At 44.5% G+C, this 23857-nt stretch carries 24 protein-coding genes; 1 reads left to right on the top strand and 23 read right to left on the bottom strand.

The features are described 5' to 3' along the window. From MF4642_RS09900 to MF4642_RS17255, 23 genes are all read right to left on the bottom strand, one after another. A partial coding sequence (locus MF4642_RS09900) for an IS1 family transposase (RefSeq protein WP_161489509.1) occupies positions 1–314 on the bottom strand: 314 nt, incomplete at its 3' end. Beyond that, complete coding sequence (locus MF4642_RS09895; RefSeq protein ID WP_078426107.1) at positions 311–3403, bottom strand: BapA/Bap/LapF family prefix-like domain-containing protein; 3093 nt, start codon at positions 3401–3403, stop codon at positions 311–313. The genes MF4642_RS09895 and MF4642_RS09900, both read right to left, overlap by 4 nt. 829 nt (positions 3404–4232) lie before the next feature. Further along, positions 4233–4667, bottom strand: a complete 435-nt coding sequence (locus MF4642_RS09890; protein ID WP_078426106.1) for an excinuclease — start codon at positions 4665–4667, stop codon at positions 4233–4235. Positions 4668–4685: 18 nt separating this feature from the next. Then, positions 4686–5906, bottom strand: a complete 1221-nt coding sequence (locus MF4642_RS09885; protein WP_078426105.1) for a beta-ketoacyl-ACP synthase — start codon at positions 5904–5906, stop codon at positions 4686–4688. After that, complete coding sequence (locus MF4642_RS09880; RefSeq protein WP_078426104.1) at positions 5906–6631, bottom strand: 3-ketoacyl-ACP reductase FabG2; 726 nt, start codon at positions 6629–6631, stop codon at positions 5906–5908. Before MF4642_RS09880 ends, MF4642_RS09885 begins: the two co-directional genes overlap by 1 nt. Next, the gene (locus MF4642_RS09875; RefSeq protein WP_078426103.1) at positions 6628–7065 is read right to left on the bottom strand and encodes a 3-hydroxylacyl-ACP dehydratase; all 438 of its coding nucleotides are present in this window, start codon (positions 7063–7065) and stop codon (positions 6628–6630) included. The genes MF4642_RS09880 and MF4642_RS09875 overlap by 4 nt, the downstream gene beginning before the upstream one ends. Next, positions 7062–8258 carry a beta-ketoacyl-[acyl-carrier-protein] synthase family protein gene (locus MF4642_RS09870; RefSeq protein WP_078426102.1) on the bottom strand — a complete coding sequence of 399 codons (1197 nt, stop codon included), beginning with the start codon at positions 8256–8258 and terminating at the stop codon, positions 7062–7064. Before MF4642_RS09870 ends, MF4642_RS09875 begins: the two co-directional genes overlap by 4 nt. After that, positions 8251–8808 (bottom strand): DUF3261 domain-containing protein, encoded by a 558-nt coding sequence (locus MF4642_RS09865; RefSeq protein ID WP_078426101.1) that lies wholly within the window; start codon positions 8806–8808, stop codon positions 8251–8253. Before MF4642_RS09865 ends, MF4642_RS09870 begins: the two co-directional genes overlap by 8 nt. Continuing rightward, on the bottom strand, positions 8798–10099 hold the full coding sequence (locus MF4642_RS09860; protein WP_078426100.1) for an NAD(P)/FAD-dependent oxidoreductase: 1302 nt from the start codon (positions 10097–10099) through the stop codon (positions 8798–8800). Before MF4642_RS09860 ends, MF4642_RS09865 begins: the two co-directional genes overlap by 11 nt. An 18-nt stretch (positions 10100–10117) precedes the next feature. Then, positions 10118–12442 carry an MMPL family transporter gene (locus tag MF4642_RS09855; protein ID WP_078426099.1) on the bottom strand — a complete coding sequence of 775 codons (2325 nt, stop codon included), beginning with the start codon at positions 12440–12442 and terminating at the stop codon, positions 10118–10120. Next, positions 12417–13004, bottom strand: a complete 588-nt coding sequence (locus MF4642_RS09850) for an outer membrane lipoprotein carrier protein LolA (RefSeq protein ID WP_171262513.1) — start codon at positions 13002–13004, stop codon at positions 12417–12419. Before MF4642_RS09850 ends, MF4642_RS09855 begins: the two co-directional genes overlap by 26 nt. 61 nt (positions 13005–13065) lie before the next feature. Beyond that, the gene (locus MF4642_RS09845) at positions 13066–13485 is read right to left on the bottom strand and encodes an acyl-CoA thioesterase (RefSeq protein ID WP_078426098.1); all 420 of its coding nucleotides are present in this window, start codon (positions 13483–13485) and stop codon (positions 13066–13068) included. Positions 13486–13494: 9 nt separating this feature from the next. Beyond that, positions 13495–15027: an HAL/PAL/TAL family ammonia-lyase gene (locus MF4642_RS09840; protein WP_078426097.1), complete on the bottom strand. Its 1533-nt coding sequence runs from the start codon at positions 15025–15027 to the stop codon at positions 13495–13497. A 5-nt stretch (positions 15028–15032) separates the two neighbouring features. Further along, entirely contained in the window at positions 15033–15947 is a 915-nt protein-coding gene (locus tag MF4642_RS09835; protein WP_078426096.1) for an acyltransferase, read from the bottom strand. Positions 15948–15964: 17 nt separating this feature from the next. Next, a complete protein-coding gene (locus tag MF4642_RS09830; RefSeq protein ID WP_078426095.1) occupies positions 15965–16699 on the bottom strand; it encodes a glycosyltransferase family 2 protein in 735 nt (244 codons plus the stop codon). A gap of 14 nt (positions 16700–16713) precedes the next feature. Beyond that, positions 16714–18375, bottom strand: a complete 1662-nt coding sequence (locus MF4642_RS09825; protein ID WP_078426094.1) for an AMP-binding protein — start codon at positions 18373–18375, stop codon at positions 16714–16716. 77 nt (positions 18376–18452) lie between these two features. Then, entirely contained in the window at positions 18453–19007 is a 555-nt protein-coding gene (locus MF4642_RS09820) for a septation protein IspZ (protein WP_078426093.1), read from the bottom strand. Then, positions 19004–19252 (bottom strand): acyl carrier protein, encoded by a 249-nt coding sequence (locus MF4642_RS09815; protein WP_005012586.1) that lies wholly within the window; start codon positions 19250–19252, stop codon positions 19004–19006. The genes MF4642_RS09820 and MF4642_RS09815 overlap by 4 nt, the downstream gene beginning before the upstream one ends. A 9-nt stretch (positions 19253–19261) precedes the next feature. Further along, entirely contained in the window at positions 19262–19522 is a 261-nt protein-coding gene (locus tag MF4642_RS09810; protein WP_078389417.1) for a phosphopantetheine-binding protein, read from the bottom strand. Next, positions 19506–20318, bottom strand: coding sequence for a lysophospholipid acyltransferase family protein (locus MF4642_RS09805; RefSeq protein WP_078426092.1), 813 nt, complete (start codon positions 20316–20318; stop codon positions 19506–19508). The genes MF4642_RS09810 and MF4642_RS09805 overlap by 17 nt, the downstream gene beginning before the upstream one ends. Beyond that, a complete protein-coding gene (locus tag MF4642_RS09800; RefSeq protein WP_078426110.1) occupies positions 20312–20932 on the bottom strand; it encodes a beta-ketoacyl synthase chain length factor in 621 nt (206 codons plus the stop codon). Before MF4642_RS09800 ends, MF4642_RS09805 begins: the two co-directional genes overlap by 7 nt. Positions 20933–21076: 144 nt before the next feature. Next, a complete protein-coding gene (locus tag MF4642_RS09795) occupies positions 21077–21994 on the bottom strand; it encodes a LysR family transcriptional regulator (RefSeq protein ID WP_004684302.1) in 918 nt (305 codons plus the stop codon). Between the two features lie 697 nt (positions 21995–22691). Further along, positions 22692–22814 (bottom strand): hypothetical protein, encoded by a 123-nt coding sequence (locus MF4642_RS17255; RefSeq protein WP_004684300.1) that lies wholly within the window; start codon positions 22812–22814, stop codon positions 22692–22694. Between the two features lie 376 nt (positions 22815–23190). Between MF4642_RS17255 and MF4642_RS09790 the strand changes: the two genes are divergently transcribed. Next, entirely contained in the window at positions 23191–23856 is a 666-nt protein-coding gene (locus MF4642_RS09790; RefSeq protein ID WP_010325597.1) for an epoxyqueuosine reductase QueH, read from the top strand. The last annotated feature ends 1 nt before the right edge of the window (position 23857 follow it).

The following is a 23857-nucleotide window of genomic DNA, read 5'->3' as shown; positions in this document are numbered from 1 at the left end:
ACTTCAAGACATTCGTAGTGGCTTTGTTTAGGCTGAATCTGATAGATCGATTCACTTAAGGTTCGTAATACCTTGCCAATGCTGATACGCTCGACTTCAGCAATATCTCTTACACCGCTTCCTCTGATCATTAAATGTAATATCTTGCCGGTAATACCTGAGTTACACCCTTGATAGCTTAATGCATGAGCACCAATAAACTGACGTTTGCAATCTTTGCATTGATGGTTTTGTTTCCCATCTACTTTGATGCCATTTCTCTTTATATTGTTACTTAGACAGGTAGGACATTTGATTTGTAGCGTTATTTTCATACCTCTATTTTATCAAAAGCCATATTGTTTTTTTCAGCATACTTTTTGAAACACCACCCAGTATTGTTATACTCGTCTTGAACGGTATACGTGAAATCATCAACTACTGAAGTAGCATTTCCTGATGTTACTGTGGACGTATAGATATAATGCCCATCTTCGTAAAGATGTAATGTACCGTGAGTACCAGTGATGATAGCGTAATTGCCATTTACATCTGTTTGGTTGAAGGTAATAGGAACTCCGTTGACTTCAATGATTGAACCATTTACTACCTCATCGTTCGCAAGCACATTCCCTTCGGCAACATATGTTTTTTCATCAACGCCGTAAACTGCGGCATTCACCTCATTAAACAACTGTGCAGGATTACTCAGGATTTCTTGAGCCACTAGCTGCAACACATCATCCAATGCAGGGAGTAAGTCACCTGCACCAACGGTATTTAATAGGTCCTTGATACTACCTAATAAGCCATTCAAAGCGTCATTTAAACTTAAATTATCAATCAAACCTGCCAGTAGTACATCTGCAATTAATGGCTCAATCACAAGATTAAATAAATCTTCACCAATTGAATCAAGGTTATCAACTACACCATCAACCAGACCACCTACAGCATTTAATAGAGGCTGAACAAGGTCAGGACCAACAAATGGTATGTTGTTTATAAGGCCTAAGACTCCTGTATCTATATCACCCTCAAGAATTTCACCAACCGTCGCACTAGTGATACCACCAAGCACGAGAGCGAGTAGAGGATTCGCCAAAACAGCTTGCAAAGTTGATCCTAAACCTGATACTAAAGGGTTCGGATTACCTTCAACAAGATTCAATAACTGTTCGACTGAGAGCTGATTTAATAATCCAACAGCAATATTTTCATTACCTATTAAGGCGTCTTTAAGCAAGCCAGTAACCGTATCCAGAATTAAAGTTTCAACGGTATTACTACCTAAATCTTCTAAACTCACAGTGGATAAGATATCAGCCAGTTTACTTTGATCGCCTTGAACCACGACTTCATAGTCGCCTGGTGGCAGGTCATGAATATCTAGTCTTAGGCCATTGCCATCATCGCCTACAACACCTAATGCTTCCAATCCTAAAGCACCTGCGACTAAACCGCCTTGAGCTGTGCTTGATGCAGCCACTGTATATTCTTGACCTGTTTCCTTATTTATAACAGTAAATGAATATGCATCTGCCACAGTTACCAAGGATTCGCTTTTGACTGTAATGACAACATCTTGAGCTCCATTTGCTATGCTAAACTCTAGCTTGTCTGTAGCGCTACTACCAGCCAGTAGCTTAATTGCTGTGTCAGAAGTTAATTCACCGATTGGATTTGGATTAACCTGACTTTCTTGGTAAACGGCATTAGCACTATCATTTTCAAGTACCAGCGGATCATTTGTAAAGATTAAGTCGCCAGCCGTTGCTGTATCTGTACCTGTATTACCAGCCTTATCCGTCACTTCTACTGTGACATCATCGCCTGCCTGAACCGCTGCTGTATCTACTGTCGCGCTGAACGCACCTGTACCATCGGTCATCCCTTCCCAGATTGTGTTGCCAGCTTTGTCTTTGATCTCCACTGGTGCATTCGGTTCATCCGATGTTCCTGTAATCAACACTTGATCCGCAACACCATCCGCTGGGTTATCACTGTCGATCGGAGTAACTGCTTCTATCTCGACAACAGGTTCTGTGGTATCTGTACTGAAGGTGAGGTCGCCAGCCGTTGCTGTATCTGTACCTGTATTCCCTGCCTTATCCGTCACTTCTACTGTGACATCATCGCCTGCCTGAACCGCTGCTGTATCTACTGTCGCGCTGAACGCACCTGTACCATCGGTCATCCCTTCCCAGATTGTGTTGCCAGCTTTGTCTTTGATCTCCACTGGTGCATTCGGTTCATCCGATGTTCCTGTAATCAACACTTGATCCGCAACACCATCCGCTGGGTTATCACTGTCGATCGGAGTAATTGCTTCTATCTCGACGACGGGTAGTACACTATCCACCGCGGCTTCCGCCAAAATCTCATCCGATTCGTTACCAGCAGCATCTTTAATGCTTACTTCAACTTCTAAAGTTTCACCTTCGTTCGGTGAATCCACTTTAACGATGATTTCACCTGCAGTAATGTCGTCAGCCGTCAATACTGTTTCTTCACCGTTGACGATAACACTGTCACCAGCTACCGCATCTGCAGGTAAATCAATCTTAACGTCGACTTTGCCATCTGCATCAATTTCATCTGCGGAGATCCATTCATCGCCATTACCGATGGTGACCGAATCTGGAGCTAAGGGGGCTGTAGTATCCACAGTTGCTTCTGCTTGAGTCGGATCTGACTCATTGCCATCTTTATCCTTGATGATCACATCGACTTCTAATGTTTCGCCTTCATTCGGTGCGTCCACTTTAACGATGATTTCACCTTCAGCAATGTCGTCAGCCGTCAATACTGTTTCTTCACCATTGACGATAACACTGTCACCAGCGACTGCATCTGCAGGTAAGTCAATCGTAACGTCAACTTTGCCATCTGCGTCAATTTCATCTGCTGTAATCCATTCATCACCATTACCAATCACCACTGATTCTGGGGCACTTGGTCCTTCGTTCGTTTCGCCTATCCCCTTATCAGAATCATTTCCTGAATCATGCCCTGCCCAAGCTAAAATGCCGCCTGCAGTCAATGGAACTGCGGCCCAAGCCCATGGAGAAGCAGCATCATTCTCACCATATAATAAAGGCCCTACATCATTGAGTTCTGCATAGGTCGCACTTAATGATTCCTCATTAGAGCTAAACTCAACCCAAAGCAATTTATGATTAACATCATCTTGCAAAACAAGGCTGTTATCTGCATCAAAAAAGCCCATTATTGTTATTAATTCACCACTTTTTAAGACAACAACGAGATTGTTACCTTCCTTTTTGTATTCTTTAATATCTTCTGAAGAGATTTTAAGTTGAACGACCGAGGGGTTCTGCGCTGACAATTGTATTTTGCCCGAGGCATTTACCTCGATGCCTTGGTGAGACTTTTTATCAATTAACGTGACTTTCTGATCCATGTGTACATCCTTTTTCGAGTTTCATTTTTAAGTATTTTGAAGCTTTAAACCGAGTCACTAAATGAAAGGTGTCATGTACTAGAAAGTTCTTTAACTGGTCAGTTTCGGATACCAATTGACGATTCAACTTAGCTTCTAAGTTTTCCATTGTGAATTATCTTAGCACTGAATTTTTGCAATAAAATACACTTGTCCTAAATATAAAAATCGTAAAATAGACAGACAAATATTGTTTAAAATTTCTACACAACCTAACCTAATTGCAACTTTTAAAGATCTATAGATCACCTGCATACACTGGTTCAAAGTGGAAACCATTCGCATTAAAAATCACATTAAAAGCTTTCTTATTGTTCATTTTTTTTGGCGTTTAACAGAAGGTTTTATATTTTAAAAATCACATTATTTAAGTTTTTATTTACAATCGTATTTTTAGATTTTTGTTACTTTATGTAAAGCCAACCAAAAAGGTTGGTTTTCTACCTCAATCAATATCGTTCTCACCAAAAATAGTGATAAAAATTTAATTTCCACCCACAAATTATGCCCTCGTTACAGAGGAAAAAACGATCTTTTTGGAAATTCCATACTTTAATTCATCTCCATAATTTTCATCTATTTTACATAGCAGAAAATCTAATGGATGAGCCAGTTTTTACGAGGGATAAATCAAGAGCGATAAAATATTTCAGGCCCGCAAATGACTTTGCGAGCCTGAAATATCCCAGTATCTATTGTTCGTTAAATATTAGATTTAGATACGGATCGAATGCTAAAAATAGCTTGTGTTCAATTGTGCATTGAATCAAACCATTTAAATCATTGAAAATTAAAACTTCACCAAGTCACCTTTCAACGCCACACCCGCGAGTGCTGTACCTTTCGCGCATTGATAAGTTGTCGTACTACGTGTTTCATTCGACTTATAGAAGCTCACCAAATTGGTCACGGCATTTGCGCCCTTGGCTTTGGCGGTATTTTGGAATTGAATTAGTGCTGAACGAAGTACATGATCACATGAACTTTCCGCAGATTTGGCAAAACCATTGGTCTTTTTATTGGTCACTAAGCCCTTTTCAATCACCTTGCCGCCCGACTTGGTTCCCGCCAAATAAAACTTCACTGAACCATCCAGTGCACCATCTGCAACAGCACGGTTTACTGCTTCTTGAAACTTAAAATCATACATTTTATCGGCAGCTTGAACTGATGCAATCGCACCTAAAGACAACACAGCAACTGCACAGATATTTTTGAATAACATGGTTCTACCCTTATTTTATTAGACACGTTTAAAAATCAAGGAGGTATTAATCCCCCCAAAAGCAAAATTGTTGCTCATCATCATTTGTGTTTTTGCTGAACGCATACCTGAGACGATATAATCTAGATCACCACAAGCACTGTCAACCTGATCTAAATTTAAAGTCGGCACCAACTGATTACGTCGCATCATTTCAATGCTCAGCCATGCCTCAATGGCGCCGCACGCGCCGAGCGTATGCCCAAAATAACTTTTTAATGAGCTGATCGGTTTTTTACCCAAGATGCGCGCGGTGGCTTGTGATTCAGCAATATCACCCTGATCGGTCGAAGTGCCATGCGCATTGACATAATCAATATCCGCAGCAGTGAGCCGTGCATCTTTCAGTGCCAACTGCATACAACGGCCCATCATTTCAGAATCAGGTCGAGTTACATGCTGACCATCGGTATTGCTGCCATAACCAACGATCTCGGCATAAATGGTCGCCCCGCGCGCTTGAGCATGTTCATATTCTTCTAAAATCAAACAGCCTGCGCCTTCACCCACCACCAAACCATCTCTGCCTGCATCAAACGGACGTGGGGTTATCTCTGGATGGTCATTTTGCACACTGGTCGCCAACAGCACATCGAACACGGCTGAACCCGCGGCACTGAGCTCTTCTGCCCCACCTGCAATCATCACAGTTTGCTTGCCATATTTGATCGCTTCATAAGCTTGACCAATGGCCATAGAACCTGAAGTACAAGCACTTGAGGTCGGCAGCGTTAAACCTTTTAGGCCAAAATACACCGTCATATTAACTGCACTGGTATGTGACATCATACGAATGTAGGTCGTGGCATTCATTTGACTCATATTGTGTTCAATCAACATCGAGCCAAACTCACGTACGGCATCCACACTGCCCGCAGAGGAACCAAAGGCCACGCCTGCATCGCCACTTTTTAAGATATCCGCATGCAGTAAACCCGCGTCTTCCAATGCTTTTTCAGCACATACGGCGGACATTAAAGCAACACGTCCCATACCACGGGTCACTTTACGGTTAAAATGCTTCGGTACAGTAAAGGACTCTACTGGGCCAGCCAATTTACTGCGTAAATCGGGATAAATCTCCCAGTCAGGCATATAGCGAATGCCGCTTTTGCCTTGTGCAAATTGCTCAAAAATTTGTTCTGCAGTTTCACCCAAAGAGGTAATCCCAGACATGCCTGTCACAACAACACGTTTCATTAGATCAAGCCTCCATTGACTGAAAGCACTTGGCGGGTGATATAACTGGCATCATCACTGCATAAAAACTTCACCACTTTTGCGACTTCTTCCACCTGCCCCATGCGTTGCATCGGGATCATTTTCAAGGCGTGTTCTTTCACTTCTTCGGTGACCATTTCTGTTTCAATCAAGCCCGGAGCCACACAATTCACCGTGATTTTGCGTTTGGCCAATTCCAGTGCCAATGCTTTGGTCGCACCAATCAAGCCTGCTTTGGCAGCACTATAGTTTACCTGACCACGGTTACCCATAATTCCAGACACCGAAGACAATGTCACAATACGTCCGCCCTTTTTCAAGCGAATCATTGGCATCATCAAGGGTTTCAGCACATTATAAAAACCGTTCAGAGAGGTCGAGACCACGTCATCCCAGTCTTCATCAGTCAGTGCGGGGAAAGCACCATCACGGGTCAGCCCTGCATTCAACACCGCACCATAAAAAGCGCCATGCTCTGCCATATCTTGCTCTAAAATTGCGGCAATATTTTCACGCTCATTCACATCGAACATCAATACATGGCTGGCCTGCCCAAGCGCTTGAATCTCCTGCGCTACTGCTTCGGCCTCAGACTGTCTTGAACGGGCATGTACCGTGACATCAAAGCCTGCCTTTGCCAACTCCAAAGCAATCGCTTTACCTATTCCACGACTCGAACCCGTCACTAAAATTCTTCTGTTCACACTAGTTTTCCAATGATTTCATTCATATTTTCAGGCTCAAATACGCTCAACATGGCGCTGAACCGATGTTCTTGATATTCAATTTCACAATTAAACTGCCCCAAACCTTCGTGCAGATAACTTTGTTCTACTCGAATCTGCACGGTTGTGCCCAAACTAAAATAAGCACAAGGCAACTGCATTTTACGCGTTCCCAATAAAAAGCCAACTTTCGGTGGTAAGCCCTGAGTTTGTCCTTTATAGCCTGCATAGACGCTGATGGTCTGCGCCATCAGCTCAATGCTGCTCCATGTAGGCAAACCTTCTGGCTCACAAAACATCAAATCAGGCGTGATGTGAAGCTCTGCAATAGCAAACTCATCATTGGCTTCAATCAAATGGCTCACGAAAACCATCGGTTTTTCATGCGGAATAAACTGTACTGCATCCATCATGGCAAAGCCGTCCCGAAAATTAAACTGATATTGCTGCCGCCAAAAGCAAAAGAATTACTCATCGCATAGCGAATGGGTGTATTCAAATGCGGTGTAAACACATAGTTTTGCCCAGCCAAAGCATCGTCCAATTCACCTGCATGATGCAGCGGCAACCAAGATTGATCTAATAAAACCTGCTGGCAAATAAAAGCTTCGATTGCACCCGCTGCCCCCAGACAATGCCCCGTTTTATGTTTGGTGCTGCTCAAGGCCACAGCTGCATCAGAGAAAACAGTCTGTACCGCCTTCATTTCCATCGCATCATTTTGCGGTGTGGATGTGCCATGCAAATTTAAATAATCAATATCGCTTGCTTGCAGCTGTGCAGCGTCTAAAGCTTTTTGCATCGCCTCCGCAGCCCCTTTTCCTTCTGGATGCGGTGCTGAAATATGCCATGCATCCATTGACTCGCCGCTCGACAGTAACATCACAGGGGCAGGCGCTTTAGAGAGTAAAAACAGTCCTGCGGCTTCACCAATATTAATGCCGTCACGGTTGGCACCACAGGGCTGGCAAATTCCGCTCGATAAGCTTTCTAAACTATCAAAACCATTTAAGGTCAGCTTGCATAGGGTATCGACTCCACCCACTAAGACTGCATCAGCCAAATCGGCATTCAGCAGACGTTGCCCCGCTGCAAGTGCTTTGGCTGCCGAGGAACAAGCGGTAGAAATGGTATAAGCAGGCCCTTCCCAGCCCAAATACTGTTGTAAGGCTTTCGCTAAACTGCCCATTTCTTGCTTTTGGTGCTGTACAGACTGCGGCGCTGGCTGTTGAAACTGCGCTTTTAAAGTAGGCTCATTATCCGCGATGCCTGAGGTTGACGTGCCAATAATCACAGCGAGACGTTGTTTAGGGAACTGTGCAGTATAGGCACGAATCTCGGTTTGAATTTGTGCCAGAGCCGTCAGGGCAAAGCGTAAATTCCGTGAGTCTGCACTGCTTAAGCTTGCAGGAACTGCTTGAAGCAAGGCTTGGTCAGATGCACCGACCCAGACCGTTCGCCCCGCGATCAGATCCTCTCGTGGTGACAGGGTATTTTCAGGGTTGGTCAAGGCATGTTGAAGCTCAGCGGCATTTTGTCCCAAAGCCGATAGCGCCGTACTGAACTGAATGCCAACAGCTGAAACATGCTGTAGTTTTTTAGTCATGATGGTCACCTTGATCATCTTCTAAAGTATTGCTCACCGCACTGATGACCATCTGATAAGGCACTTGCAAATTATCTAGCTCAATTGCCCCCTCATTTTGCTGAATTTTCAACACGGGCTGTTGCTGCATATAAATGGTATCGTCTTTCTGTACGACCGCATTTTGAGCGGCATGTAACGCAGCAAAATTGGGATAGGTCGCATACAGAATATCGCGCACCACATAATCAAAAGGCAACCGTTTCATTGGCTCAATCCGCTGTTCAACGTCTACCTTTTGACCATCAAAACTGAGCTTGAATAACTGCTGTCCCGTAAGGCTAAGTGCCAGCATATCAAGCGACTGTCCTCGCTGTTGTTGGTACAGTAAAAAGCTGAAACTCTGGGTTTTCCACTGCACTTCAATTTGGTCTTGACGCTGGTAATTCTGCGCAGCCCACTGCGGAGTCGCGAGTCCCTGCGCTTTGGGAATCCAACTTTGACAGGCACTACAGAGCAGCGCACTGGCTAAAACCCAACTGACGGTCTTTAAACGCAGCTTAAGTTTCATCGGTCAGCGACTCTTTTTTAGGTTGTTCTTCTCGGCAATATTCGGCCAAAGTGCTCAAACGTTGCTTGGCATTGCGATGAATCGGGTTGCTCGTATCCCATGCATAACCTGCCAGTAAAGATGCAATCATACGGCGAATTTTTTCATCCTGCTGAGTCGAAAATACCACATCCTGAAACTCACCTGAATACCATGATTCGACATAGGCACGGAACACTTGAATGCCTTTACGTAGCGGCTTTTCATATTGCTCCATCCAGTCTACCGTCTGACCTTGCAACACTTGCTCGACCAATGGCACTGCTAGACTGGAAGATTTTAAGGCAATGGTTACCCCTGAAGAAAAGACAGGATCGAGGAACTCACCCGCATTGCCCAGTAGTGCATAGTTTTCAGATGCCAAGTGTTTCACATCGGCAGAGTAGCCCACCAAAGTACGTACAGGAGTATCATGTTTGGCATGACGTAACACATACGACAAGCTGGCATCATCGGCCAAAATACGCTTCTGTAAGGCTTCTAAGTCATAGTCCGCACTGCCGTCATAACCATATTTTTCAAAGAAATCTTGCTCCGCCACAATGCCAAATGAAGAGCGTCCATCAGCAAAGGGAATTAGCCAATACCACGCACGGTGGTCTTTTTCATGCACAGTAATTAAAATTTTCTCGCGGTCAAACTCAGGGTCATTCAATAGACCGTCTTCAATGTGGGTAAAGACCGCACGGCGCACGGGAAAGTCCGATGGGCTTTCTAAGTCAAGAAACTTCGGCAGAATGCGGCCAAAGCCGCTGGCATCTAAGAGGAACTTGCCTTGAATTTGATAGCTGTCACCTTGCGCATCTTCCACCGTCAAAATCGGCTGTGTGGATGCCACATCGACCACCAAAACTTCATGACCAAAACGGATATCTGCCCCCATTTTTTCGGCTTGCTGCGCCAAAAGCTGGTCAAAGTTGGCACGTCGTACCTGCCATGTAGTGCCTGGGCCTTCACTAAACTTTTGAGTAAAGTCATAAAAACTACGCTGTGTGCCTCTTAAAAAAGCTGCGCCATTTTTAAACTGAAAGGCATATTCATCAGCATGGGTACGCACTGTCTCCAACAAACCCGCTTCTTCTAAAAACACCATACACTGTGGCAATAAAGACTCACCGATGGAAAAACGCGGAAAAAATTGCTTTTCGATGACCGTGACTTGGTAACCTTTTTGGCGCAGCAAAGCTGCGGCCGAGCTACCTGATGGCCCCGCCCCAATAATTAAAACATCTGTCTGTTGCATGGTGCTCATTGCACTGTACCCTTTGACTCAGCTCTTTGGCTGATATTGTTGAACCACCACATGTTTTGCATCGGAGGATGTAAAAAGTGTGGCATAAATAAATGAAAAAATAACGCCCAGCAACACCGTTAAGCCAAAACTGTGAATGGCATAGGTATGACTAAAAGACAGCAAACCAAAACTAAAAAACGTCGACATCATGCACAGGAACAAAGCCATACCCACCACCTGCGGGTGATCATGTCCGTGGCGGTAGAAGATCGCATAGTCCACCCCAATTCCAATGATCAGGAAGGTACCCATAATGCTGAATAAATTAATCTCGACACCCAGCCATGCCTGAATCGCAAACGTGGTCATTAGAGCCATACTGACAGGCAACACCAAAGGCAGAATGGATTTTTTGCCATAAAGTGCGCCTAAGCCAACAGCTAACATCAGCAAAGCGCTGAGCAATAGCCACTGTGCCTGCACACGATGCTGTTTGAATAACTCAGATAATTGATGAACGGGACGTAACAGTTGTACATCCGCATCTTCAAGCTGTTGCACAGCGTGTACATCATGCACATTTTGCAGCATTACTAAACGTTGCGTCGGACTCATCTGCAAAAAATGCAAGGGATGGTCTTTAAAGACGGCTTCAGTCAGCAACGGTTGGTCTTTTAAATGCGCTTGCCAGTTTAAAACATCGGCTGTATTGAGCTGTAACGCTTGCGCATATTCGACTAAAGCGGGCTGAGGAATCGCCTGTAACATCGCAATATTGTGTTTTTGCTGCTCAAGCGAGGGAATCCACTGCCCTAAAGCCTGCACAGCATCCAACTTGCCAGCCTGCTGCAAGGGCGTAAGCTCTGCCAACAGTTGCTGTTCATGCTGTTCTAACTCTGCTGGGGTTCTGCCCTGTACCACAAAATATTCGCTGCTTTGCTGTTGCATAAAACGCGAACGAATATATTGATCTTCCTGCTTTAAGGTGGCATCCATACTTTGCAAATTGCGGATGTCGTCATTGCTTTTCAGAAGGACGAGACTACTACCCGTCACCAGTAGAATCAGTGTAATCATGCCATAACGTAGCGTGTTGTGGCTCTGCACATAACTACGTGCTTTGCCAATAAAGCCCAGTGCACGTATCGCAGGTTCCGCATTCAACGCAGGCAAACGTGGCAGCAGTAAAATACTGGTCACCCATGCGGCACTCAGTCCAACCATAGAAAAGACTGCAATCTGTTTAAAGCCCGGAAATGGGGTAAAACTCAGCACCACATAGGCCAACAGCGTGGTCATTAGCCCCACAAATAAACTCGGCAATAATGGCTTTAAAACAGCAAATCCATCGATCTGTCGATGCTGAGACTGCATGGCCATAAAGTAAAAGGAAAAATCGACACAGACCCCAATCAGACTGGCGCCAAAGACCAGTGTCATCAGATGAATTTCGCCAAAAATCCAATATGTCACCGCAAAGGCCACCAAGCTGCCTGTGCCGACTGCAACCATTTCCGTCAGCATCGGTCGTATCGAACGGAAGCCAAACCAGACCAGCAGCAAAATCCCGATGGTCGAACCCACGCCAATGGTGGAAATTTCCTCTTTAGCAGAGTTGGTTCCGAACTGGGCAAATAACAATGTACCTGTCCAATGTGGTTTCACCTGCAACTGGCTGAACTGCTGATTGATGTGTTGAATAAACGCAGCAGTCTGCTCTTGGTAGGCAATGTTATAAGGGCTGTTGTTGAGCTGAAGTACTATCAGGCGCGAGATACCTTGCTCATCACGAATCGTGGCAAAGCCCTGTTCTAAATTGATATCGGCATTATTTTGTAAAGTACTTAAACCCACTGCATAGCGCGGGAACAGCAGCAAGGGATCTTGCTTGAGCATTTCAGCCGTGATCGACATGCCGGGACTCATCAGTTGCAATAAGCCCTGCTCTGTCAGTGCGGCATCATCCTGCTCCTGCAAAATCTGCTGATCAGTCTTGGATAATAGCCCTGCTTTGTGTTGATACAGCGCTTGGGCAAATTGATCAGGATCAAGCTGCGGCCGAACAGGTAAAAACAGCTGACTTTGGTCGGCTTGGGTTTTGAGTGCTTGCGTTGCCTGTTCGAGTTGCTGATCAGTTTTGGCATCCAACACCACAAAAACTTTGTCATTTAACTGCTGACTGACGTATTGCTGTGCTTGTTCCAGATGAACATCCTGATGTGCCTCAGGCAGCAAAGCAAAAATATTGGTCTCAATCTTAATACCTTTATTCAGCCAAGCCACGCCCAGTGCCAAAGCAATGACACACAGCACCAACAGCCAAAGGGCGCTAAATTTATTTTGCCAATTGGAAAAGCGCATTTTCCGCAGCCGTTAAAGTTTGAGGTTGAGCCGTTTGCTGGCTAAAACGAATGATGGTGCGGTTATTGGCTTGTTCCAAAATGGTAATACGGTCCACATAACGCTGACCTTGCGCATCGACTTGAACAAAAAGCTTTTTAAATAGACTGCTTTTAGGCGTTAAGCTGACATTCCACTGCGTCGGACTGTAATTGGCAGACACCACATTAAAGTTTTTAGCGAGTGCCGCTTCGTTGCCCGACATTAACTGTAAAAACATCGTCGCTACAGAGCCATAGGGGGTCTTATCGACTTCGATTTGACTGGACGTTCGCTGCGTCTTTTGTACCAACTTACGCGGTGTCACCACCAAATCGGCTTTAACTGGACTTTGAATCTGCCACAGCACACCTTGGTTTTTGCTGAACAGCACCGTGCCTTTGGACACATAAGTTTTGTTCAAAGCGGCCAGTTTTTTCTGCTGCTCAAATTGGGCACGCACCACAGGCGTTGCACCGAGCTGAGCAAACACCTGCTTCAATTCAGTATTTTGTGCACTCACTGCGGGAGCAAGTAAAGTCATCACACTGGCTGCACACGCAACGACAATCGGCTTAAAAAATTTGTATCGAATCATGCTTGCATTACTCCGCTTTAAATTCAGGCCATGCATTTAAACAGTCCAGCAACACCTGTGGCGACTGGAAGCACATTTCACGTTTTTCAATGTGTACCGCCACTTGTGAGGTATAACCCTTGGTCAACTTTCTGTCCGAAACCGCATCGAAAATCAGATATTCAATTTTCAAACGGTTTTCCCATTCTTTTAAAATGGCACGCACGCGAATTTTTTGTTCAAACTCGATACCTTGTACATAACGGACATGACTTTCAATCACAGGCCATGCGTAGCCCGAGTCGCGCATTTGATTATAGTTGTAATGAAATTGATCCAGCAGTTTGCAGCGCGCAATTTCAAAATATTTTAAATAATGGCCGTGCCACACCACATTCATGGTATCGACATCATGGAAAGGCACTTCAATCATTACATCAGCATGCATGCTCATTTCCTATGAATATTGAACAGCAATGCTGTTTAACAGTTCTAAATGTTCAAAGCGATTAACCAGCGCCTGAAGCTCATGTTGCAAAGGACGATCTTCCTCTACATATGTGAAACTCTGAAGCACCCAATGTTGAAATGCTGTTAAAACAGGGCTGAGTTCTGTATCTACACCTTTGAGTTTAACCGCCTGAACCGCTGCACAACTGAGTGCTGCAATCACTTGTTCGGTTAAGGTAATGATACGGCTAGCATCACGCGCGGCAATAGTGCCCATACTGACTTTATCTTGATTATGACATTCGGTTGAGCGTGAGAAAATCGATGCAGCAAGTGTCTGTTTTAAGGCTTCTGCCGTCCACGCTGAAACCGCGATTTGTACGGCTTTAAAGCCATGATTCAGTGGCAAGCGCTCAGGACTAGAACCCGTTAAATTGCGTGGTAAACCATTGTTCATTTTATAGTCCACCAACTGTGCCAACTGACGATCCATCAAGTCAGCAATATTGGCGATCATAATTTTCAGGCTGTCCATGGCTTGGGCAATATGTCCGCCATAGAAATGCCCACCATGCAGTACCCGTAGGTTCACTGGGTCAATCAATGGATTGTCATTACTTGAGTTCAGCTCATTTTCAATAAACTGACGCAGCCACAGTTTAGAGTCTTCAAACACCCCGATCACATGCGGTGCACAGCGCAATGAATAACGGTCTTGCAAGCGTGAACTTTGGTGTTCGGTTTGTACTTCACTGTTTAACCAGTCGCGTAACTGCGCTGCAATATGTTGCTGTCCCCGATGTGGTTTTTGCGCAAACAGCACTTCATCAAAATGGCTTGGATTCCCTTCTAAAGCCAAAACATTCAGTGCAGTAATCAAAGTACTGACAAAAGAAATCTGTTCGGCTTTTTTATAATTCAGGCAGGCAATCGCGGTCATGACCGCTGTACCATTCATCAGGGCTAAGCCTTCTTTAGGACGCATCACCAAAGGCTGCACACCTTTTTCGGCATACACTTGCGCAATCGGCACGATCTGACCTTGATAGTACACATCGCGCTCACCAACCAAGGCCCCAGCGATATAAGACAAAGGCGTCAGATCCCCACTGGCACCAACCGAACCTTCCGAGGGAATCACAGGCGTCACATCTTCATTCAGCATCCAGACCAAACGCTGCAATAAGGCATGAGAGACACCCGAATAGCCACGTGCCAAAGAACATAAACGCACCACCACGACAGCACGCGCCGTAATCAGGTCTAAGTTTTGCCCCATGCCACAACCATGAAAACGCGACAAATGCAGCGGCAGCTCATGCACTTGGTGGGCTGGAATTCCGACTAAGCACGAGTCGCCATAACCCGTGGTCACCCCATAAATGACGCCTTCGTCTTGCAACAGCTGATCGAGGAAATCTGCGCCGCGTTGAATCAATGCTGTCCATTCAGCAGATGCAGGCAATGCCACCTGTTTTTCTTTACGCGCTACAGCCACAACATCTTCAATACTGAGCGGACTTTCCCCAACAATTAACACAAGACTTATCCTTTATTCCAAAAATTGTAAAAATTAAACCATTGATAGGGCGCTCGTATGCAATGCTGTTCCAACAGTTGCACATACTGTCTTGTGGTCTGTTGCATGGCCTGTAAACGCTCTTTACGCGGCCAGTTCAACTGCTCCGCCACTTGATGAATATGCACTTCAAAATGTGTATCAACTCGATAGCAAAACACTGCCAACACAGGAGCTTTCAATAAGCTGGCCAAGATCCAAGCGCCTTGCGGCCACAGCGCTTGCTCTCCTAAAAAAGCAACCGATTGTACCCGATCTGACTGCACGGGTACGCGGTCTGCTGCCACAATCACCCATTCACCTTGATCCAATTTATCCTGCAAAATCAGTGCTGTTTCGATTCCTAACTCGTCCACCGAAACCAAATTGACATCGGCATGTTCATTCAGTTTTTTCAAAAATGCATTGAACTTGGTGGCATGCTTTTGATAGACCAACACATTAATTTTCTGCGGATGCTCTGCTTTGATGGCACGTAACAATTCAATATTGCCAAAGTGTGACACCACAATCACCGCACCTTTTTGATAGTGCGAACGAAAGTGCGCATGACCATGTAGCTTTAAGTTCTGCTCAGGAATATGCCCGAGCCAGCCCTCAATTTTATCTAAAATACATTCGCCAAATTGCATCAAATGCGTATAGCTGTACCACAGCTGTGGCTCAGTCTGAAATGGCGACTGTGCACCTGCAAAATGATGCAGTTTTTTTAAGTACAACAGGGAAGCCTGACGCGCAGTATTGGAAAAAAGCCAATACCATAAAATCACAAAGTATAAGATGACTCGGCACAGCCAGCGCCCACCTAAACGGTAGAAACCCAGCATCAGCATCAGCGGTAACATCCCACCCCGCTCTTTCACGGCGCTCCATTTCTGCATATACTTCTCTGACCGCCTTAGCCTTTGACTTTCTGATAAATCAGCTTGGGGAACCGCAGCAGCATGCCACCCAATAAGCGACTATGCGCGCGTGCCATGCCCAAATTGTCACGCCAAACATCAAAATGTGAAATGCCGCCTTCAGGGTAAATCACATGCGTAGGCAGATTGATAAACGGTACATTTTCCCATTTCAAACGCACCAAAATTTCCGAGTCAAAGCCCATCCGCGGTTGAAACTTAGCTGTGTTTAGAATGTTCACCGTCTGCGCCAAAGGATAAACCCGAAAGCCACACATGCTGTCTTTAATATCAAAAGACAGACTGTTAATCCACACCCAAATATGTGTTGCATAACGGCCATAGAGACGTTTTTTCGGAACAGTCGCATCAAAGATCGGCTGACCAATAATCATGGCTTCGGGGTGCTGGATAGAGGTGTCTAAAAAGCGTTGCACATCCGGCCAGTCATGTTGTCCATCGGCATCCAGTTGCAAAGCATGGCTATAACCACATTCAAAGGCATGTTTAAGACCTGTGATCACTGCTTGTCCCTTACCCTGATTATGGGTATGTTCAACCAAATCGACCCTTGGGTAATCATGCGCGAGCTGATGTAACACCGCCGTACAAGTAGCATCACTGCCATCGTTCACCATAATGATCGGTAACTCGAAAGCGCTTAAATGTGACAGTAACGCAGCCAAATAATGCGGATGGTTATACACAGGAATCACAAAGCAGTGTTTCATTTTTCTCTCTCGGCTTAAACGTCTGAAGGGACAGCAAACAGCAAACGTCCTGATGCCAATATTTTGTCATGATTTTTCAGCTCAAAACTGACCTTATGCGCTTTACGGCTAAGCACCAGTTCCACCGTTTGATAGGGTTGAATCAGTCCTTGAAATTTTAACTGCTCAAAACCATTGCACCACAGTAAATCCGCCCAGTTTAGTTTGGCAAAATGTTGAATAAATCCAATTTGCCCTACGCCCGGATAAATCGGGAAGTTCGGGAAATGTCCTTTAAAGCACTCTAGCTCTGGAATAAATTCCAAAGCATAACTGATCTGCATATCATGACACTGCTGCGTCAATACCACAGGCAAGGTCATCGACTGAAACAGCGATTTTAAATACTGTTGATTCAGCTTAGATTGTGCATTTTGTGGCATTTGCGTTAAGAACCGCCACTGTCGCGGAATCGCAATACTTTCCAGTTTTTGTTGTAATTGTTTTTTCAGCTCTGCGGTAAAGGAAGCTTTGCCCTTTTCAATGAGTAGCGCCCTAGCATCCTCTGTCAGCACAGCCACCACAGCCAAAATTTGACGTTGTTCTTTTTCATGAATTAAAACATGGCAGTGTTGTATTTCGACCAACTCAGCGATTTTCGCTTCAATCGCATCGAGACTTAAACGCTTTTCTTCAAGTTTAACAATGCGGTCCAAACGTCCCAATAACTGAAACGGACTTTTCGGATCATCTACGTCTATAACCTGCACTTTATCTCCAGTCAAAATCCAATCCGCGCTAAAGGCATGGTTGGTTTTAACGGCTAACTCTTGCTGCTCGGCGCACTGAATCTCGACATTGGTAAAAGGTGTCCATAGCGCATCATCTGCCTGACGGTGAGCGATCCCACCTGTTTCAGAACTGCCAAACACTTCAGTAATCGGACGGTTCAGCAAAGGTCGCACGCCTACATCCAACTTTCCACCAGAGGAATAGACCTGATGACAGTCTTGCAATACCACATCTGGGGTCCAACGCTTTAATAAAGCAGGAGTAGAAATTACATAATTGGGCAGCTGCACATGGGCAATTTTCTTTTGAAGATCGACCACATCTTCAGGGAAAGCCAGTTGTTTTTGATAGAAACTGCGTCCACTGGCTAAGGGCCACAACAACTTAAACAACAAACCATAAATATGTTGATGGCTCACCGTGGCAATCGCAACCGCTTGCTCAGGCAAATCAAAACTGGCTTCTAAACCACAGACTTCATTGAACAGTTGTTGCAAAGTGCGCGGAATCTTTTTCGGCTGCCCAGTTGAGCCCGAAGTATAAAAATACAACTGCGCCTGATTGAAAAAGGCCGCATCAAATTGAAGCTCGAAGGTTGTCGTTACTGTTGACGGCAAACGTTTTAAAAAGTAAATCTGCTGTTCAGCCAATTCTTTTTCTAAGTCGCTGACCCGATGCGGCGGCAATAGCACTTGCTTGCCTGCTTGCAATGCCGCAAACAACAACACTAAAAACTCGTAACTGTCTTCTTGCCAAAGCGCCCATACAGGCTGTTCCAACGGCTGAATTTGCGCAGCCTGTTCAGCCACATCCAACCAAAAAGTGTGAAAGGAAACGAAACTTGAGTCCGCCTGAATACACAGGGGACGCAATGAATGGAGATACTGCTGAAAATGACAAGACATAAAATTTGTTTTTAAAACCGTATTTCTAATCGCTATAGTTCGAGGCCGCTGTTTCAGCTGCTCTGACGGAAACGCTGTTATTTCTGTGCCTGATGCAGCCGCTGCTGGCATTTGCGCAACACAAACTCACCCAGCAACAGTCCACCCATCAAGACATAAGAGATCAAACCGTTATACAGCACCCAAATCTTCATTGGTGCAAAGAAAACAGTGATCAGGGCAAGGACCGCATTGATGCAGAAAAACCCACACCAAACTTTGGTCACTTGACGGGTCCATTCTACCCCTTCTTCGGGCAAATTAGGCTCTGCCAAACGTGCAAAACGTTCAATCATCGAAGGCGGTCGAATCAAGGTGCTGGCAAAAATAAATAGCGCCCCGAGACTCATAAAGACAGGATAGAGTTTAAGCCACGCATGATCTTTTAAAATCAAACTCAGCCCGCCGCATAAAATGGCAAAACCCGTCAATGGCCACAGCAAGGCATTGCCCTTACTCAATAAGCGCAAGATGCCCAGCGCAATCAATACCGCACTGACCCAGACATACTGTCCATGTGCCAAAGCATAAGCTACAAAAAAAGGATAGAGGATCAATCCGACCCCTGCTATCCCTTTTAAAATGTTGTTCATGCAGCCGACATATTCTGAATCACGACCACCACATCTTGAACGGTACGCACATTTTTAAAGTCTTCAGGATTAACTTGTTTACCTGTCAGCTCTTTAATTTTTACGACCAAATCAATGGCATCAATACTGTCAACATCGAGGTCTGAAGCTAAGTTTGATTCTAACTGCACATCTTCAGGTGCAATTTCAAATAGCTCTTCCATCCACTCACGTAATTTTTCTAACACGGTTTCTTGTGCAAGCATAGCAACCTCTTATGCTGTTTTCTGTGCTTCAACCAAAGCCTCTAAGCTTTGAATTGATTTAAAATGTTCTTTGGTTTCTGCGGACTCTGCATTTAGATGAATGCCATAGCGCTTTTTCAATGCCAAACCCAGTTCTAAAGCATCAATCGAGTCCAAACCCAGACCATCACCAAACAAAGGTGCGTCTGTATCAATGTCTTCAATACGGATGTCTTCAAGGGCGAGGACATCAATAATCATTTGCTTTAACTCATCAGCAAGATTGCTCATTTAGGGATAACTCTTGGTTAAAAAACCATTGTAATTGTTGATTTAACTGACGCACATTTTTGGGATTGACCGTTACATCATCCAATACGTCTTCCACTCGGATCGCATCCAACACTTTCACATGGATATGAAAAGGCTGTTCTGGAATGTGATACCACTTTTCATTTTTAGTCAGGGTCGATGGCGTGCAGCTAATCAGTACAGGACGAATCGGTACCCCTGCACGCAAAGCAATATTCGCCGCACCACGCTGAAAGTCATTCAATTGCTCGCCTTTTGCTGTCCGTGTCCCTTCAGGAAAGATCAACAAGGACGCCGCATGATCCTGCTGTAATTTGTGTACGCAGTCCTGAATAAATTGTTCGGAACCTGCATTTAAAATATAGCCTGCGCTTTGTACAGGGCCTTTGGTAAATGGATTTGACCACAGCGCCTGCTTGACCACGCAGTTTGCTTGTTCCATTAAACCAATTAAAACCACCACGTCAATCAGTGTCGGATGATTGGCAATGACCAACTCTTGTTGACTGTTTTGTAATTTCTCTAAACCTTCAACCGTATAGGTCATAATGCCCAGTTTCACCATCATTTCGGTGAAACCTTTAAAACTGTGCTTAATCACCTTTTGAGTGCGCTGCTTGCGAAGCTCAAGGTCTGCTGAGCTCAGCTTGACCAGCGGCGCAACCAAACCACCAATCGCCACACCGCCCAAGCCAAAGCTGGCAAAGCTAAACCCAGTAGCCCCTACCCGCCATACATAGTTGGCTTTTTGCTTGATTCGGTTTAAGTTCAGCATTTCGTCCACGCTTCAGATTCAGTTTGATCAGGATTATTCCAAAACGTATTAAATGCTAAAGCCTGCTGATACGCTGGCGTTGCATCCGTATGCTTTGGCTTCAACATCAAATTGGCAGGCGCTAATGAAATCATCGTGGCCATCGCAAAAGCAGCAAATGGTTGATGCTCGATATAAATGTCTGGCAAGGCTTCATCATAATACACCAGCAAAACCTGACGAGCTTCTGGCCTTGTTTTTAACCACGCATAGGCTTCAATCAGTCCATCATTCCACGAACCCGCCAAACTGGTCGCAGGGGTCGCATCCTGACATAAAATGGAATAAAGTCCGGAAATTGCATTATGCACCGAGGTTGAAAACTGCGTCGGTGAAGGCGTTTGCTCGCTTAATACATCTTCTAAAATATTCAGTGTTTTTGCTTCATCGCCATATTGCGACACCCAAACAATATAATCGGCATGCTGGGTGGCTAAAGTCTGCATTGCGCTATTCAAAGCCAGCTTTGCCAAACGCGATAAGCGTCGGCGTTGCATCGCAGGAATGCGCTCTATAGCTGATAATTCTTGATCAACCAAGCTCATATTCAAGCGGGATACGTGGAGTTGCATCATCATGATCAGTGTTTAAAAGTTGATAAATTATCAGGCGCGCAATTATAGCACTGAGCCACATTTTTCACAAAAAATAACAAGCGCTGATAGGTTCAAAAAAGGAGGATGCAGCAACACTGATCCTCCTCCTTAAAACAAGAGCAACTAGATATAATATTGCGTTCTTTTCTTGGCAAATTTATCCAGTTGTTTTAAAAAGCCTTCGAAATAATCCTTCTCTTTTTCCTCAGTACGATAGCCTGCATAAAGAGTACGACGCAAACCTTCAGGTGCTACGCAGTCCAAACGCCGCGAAGTCACCCAACCCTTCTGTTCATATTCGTTCACCACCCAATCGGGTAATGCCCCAATACCACGCCCACTTGCCACCAGTTGAATCAGCATTTGAGTGAGGTCGGTGGTACGGATCTGTTTCGGCAGAATATTGGCTGGAATAAACAGACGCGACATAATGTCTAAACGGTGCTTATCCACTGGATAGGTCACCAAGGTTTCTTCTGCAAGTTCTTGCACGGTAATGTCTTTGGCACGAACCAAAGGGTGGGTATTGGATAGAACCAAACGCGATTCATACTCAAAAATCGGGAAATACTCCACCCCTTTTAACGCAATCGGGTCGGCCGTAATCAATAAATCAAATTCACCCGTCTGCAATAACTCATGCGGATTGGCCTCAAAACCTGAAGCGAAGTCCAGATCAACATCGGGATACTGTTGGCGATATTGATTTAACAACGGCATTAACCAATCGAAACAGCTATGACACTCTGAGGAAAAAGTAATACGTCCAGTTTGACCATGCACAATACGGGTGATGTCGCTTTGTGCAATTTGTACCTGCGGCAATACTTCATCAGCCAGTTTTAACAAACGCTGTCCCACATTAGAAAAGCTAACGGGACGGCTACGACGGTTCACCACCTCCACCCCAAACCACTGGTCTAACTCACGCAACTGGTGCGACAAAGCTGAAGGCGTTAAGCATAGGTCTCCCGCAGCAGCCACCAATGAGCCATGCTCTCTTAAAGCGGTTAAGGTTTTTAAATGGCGGAGTTCTAACATCTGGCGCGGCCCAATTTTTTAATCTTGATGAATACGGTATAGCTTAACCTATAAAAGTGACATTTGATTATTTTTTCTCACCTTATTTTATACTTAATTAGTTTATTTCACTTTAATATTTATGATCTACAACGAAAATATTCGCCCCATTTACAGAGAATGAAAAAATTTAAGCATTCAAATTCATAATCTTCATGATCCATGCATGAACGCTAATCGAAGTAAGGCTTTGTTTTATAACTATAGGTGCCTTCAAAGCTATCTCTTGGTCATGCGTAGATTGAAGCATAATTCCTTCAGTTTTTGAGAGGTACAACGACCGAATCCAGCCCACCAACTGTCCTATTTAACTCGTGGCTATGCATCGAACTCTTGTGATATCTCTACTTTGATATAGCGAAATCATTTGACAGCAAGCAGCATGCTCTTGTACCTGAGTTAAATTCAGCTCAAATATTGAGAACTGATGATTCTGATCTTCTATCCAAATTGAGCAAGCTAAAGCGCTGAAAAAACATAAAGCACTGGCGAGTAAAACTTCGTATAGCCCTAGTCTTCGGGCTTTTTTATGTTCCACGTGAAGCATTATGTAAATATCGAATCAAAGTCACTTGTCTCTCAAACTGGTGAGAAGCCAAACAGAACATGTAAAAACAAAAAAGCTTCCAAAATAGGAAGCTTTTTTTAAATCTTAGATTTAACCATCAATGGTGAGCTTTAAAATCTCAGCTTTGGTATAACCACGTTCTTTTAAAAGATGTTGAATGGCTTTTTTCTCATCTTGATCTTCAAGGAATTTACAGCGTTGGATCAAACGCATATCTGTCTCATACTGAAAGTTATGACGACACTCCAATTCCTTATTGGAAGGCGTAGTAAAAAAATGAAGCACAGCTAGATACTCTCTTTCATGCTGTTGAAGTGGCCCGCCTTCAACGAATACCTATCTAACACAACTGTTAAACACCCTTTGGGTAAATGATGACGAATCTCGCTCCATTATGCAAGTTTGGGCCTCTCAAATGTTCTCTCTCTACTCATCTACAGCGCTCAAAGCAGACCTTCATCATCTACCAAAGTCGATTTTAATCATGAAAATTCATCAGCTCATCCTGAGAATTCTTCATCCAATCGCCGTTGATCCGCTCGTTAGACGTTTTAAACTGTCTGGTTTAAATAGATAAAAATCATTCAATATGTCGAAGCTCGAACGTCAGAAACTTAGCCTCCCCACAGGTCATGACAAACTGCTCTTGCATTCCTGCTGTGCGCCTTGCTCAGGTGAAGTCATGGAAACCCTGATTGAATCGGGTATCGATTTTTCTATCTTTTTCTATAACCCCAATATTCATCCTGTAAAGGAATATCTGATTCGCAAAGAAGAAAATATTCGCTTTGCAGAAAAACATCATATTCCATTTATTGACTGTGATTACGACACAGATAACTGGTTTGCACGTGCCAAAGGTATGGAAAATGAACCAGAGAAAGGCATCCGTTGTACCATGTGTTTTGATATGCGGTTTGAACGTACGGCACTTTATGCAGCAGAACATGGCTTTAGTCTAATCAGCAGTTCTCTCGGTATTTCCCGTTGGAAGAACATGCAACAGATCAATGAGTGCGGGCACCGTTCTGCTTCACATTATGCAGGCATTCACTACTGGGACTACAACTGGCGCAAACATGGCGGTGCTGTACGCATGCTAGACATCAGCAAACGTGAAGAATTTTATCAACAAGAGTACTGTGGCTGCGTATATTCACTGCGGGATAGTAACCGCTGGCGTATGAGCCAAGGCCGTGAACGCATCAAACTCGGACAAAAGTTCTATTCCAATGCCATGGATCAGGACAGCTGAT

The organism is Acinetobacter sp. MF4642 (assembly GCF_002018925.1).
In the GTDB taxonomy this organism is placed as follows: Bacteria; Pseudomonadota; Gammaproteobacteria; order Pseudomonadales; family Moraxellaceae; genus Acinetobacter; species Acinetobacter johnsonii.
Note: the sequence above shows the minus strand (reverse complement) of the source record. Positions and strands in the feature narration are given on the sequence as shown.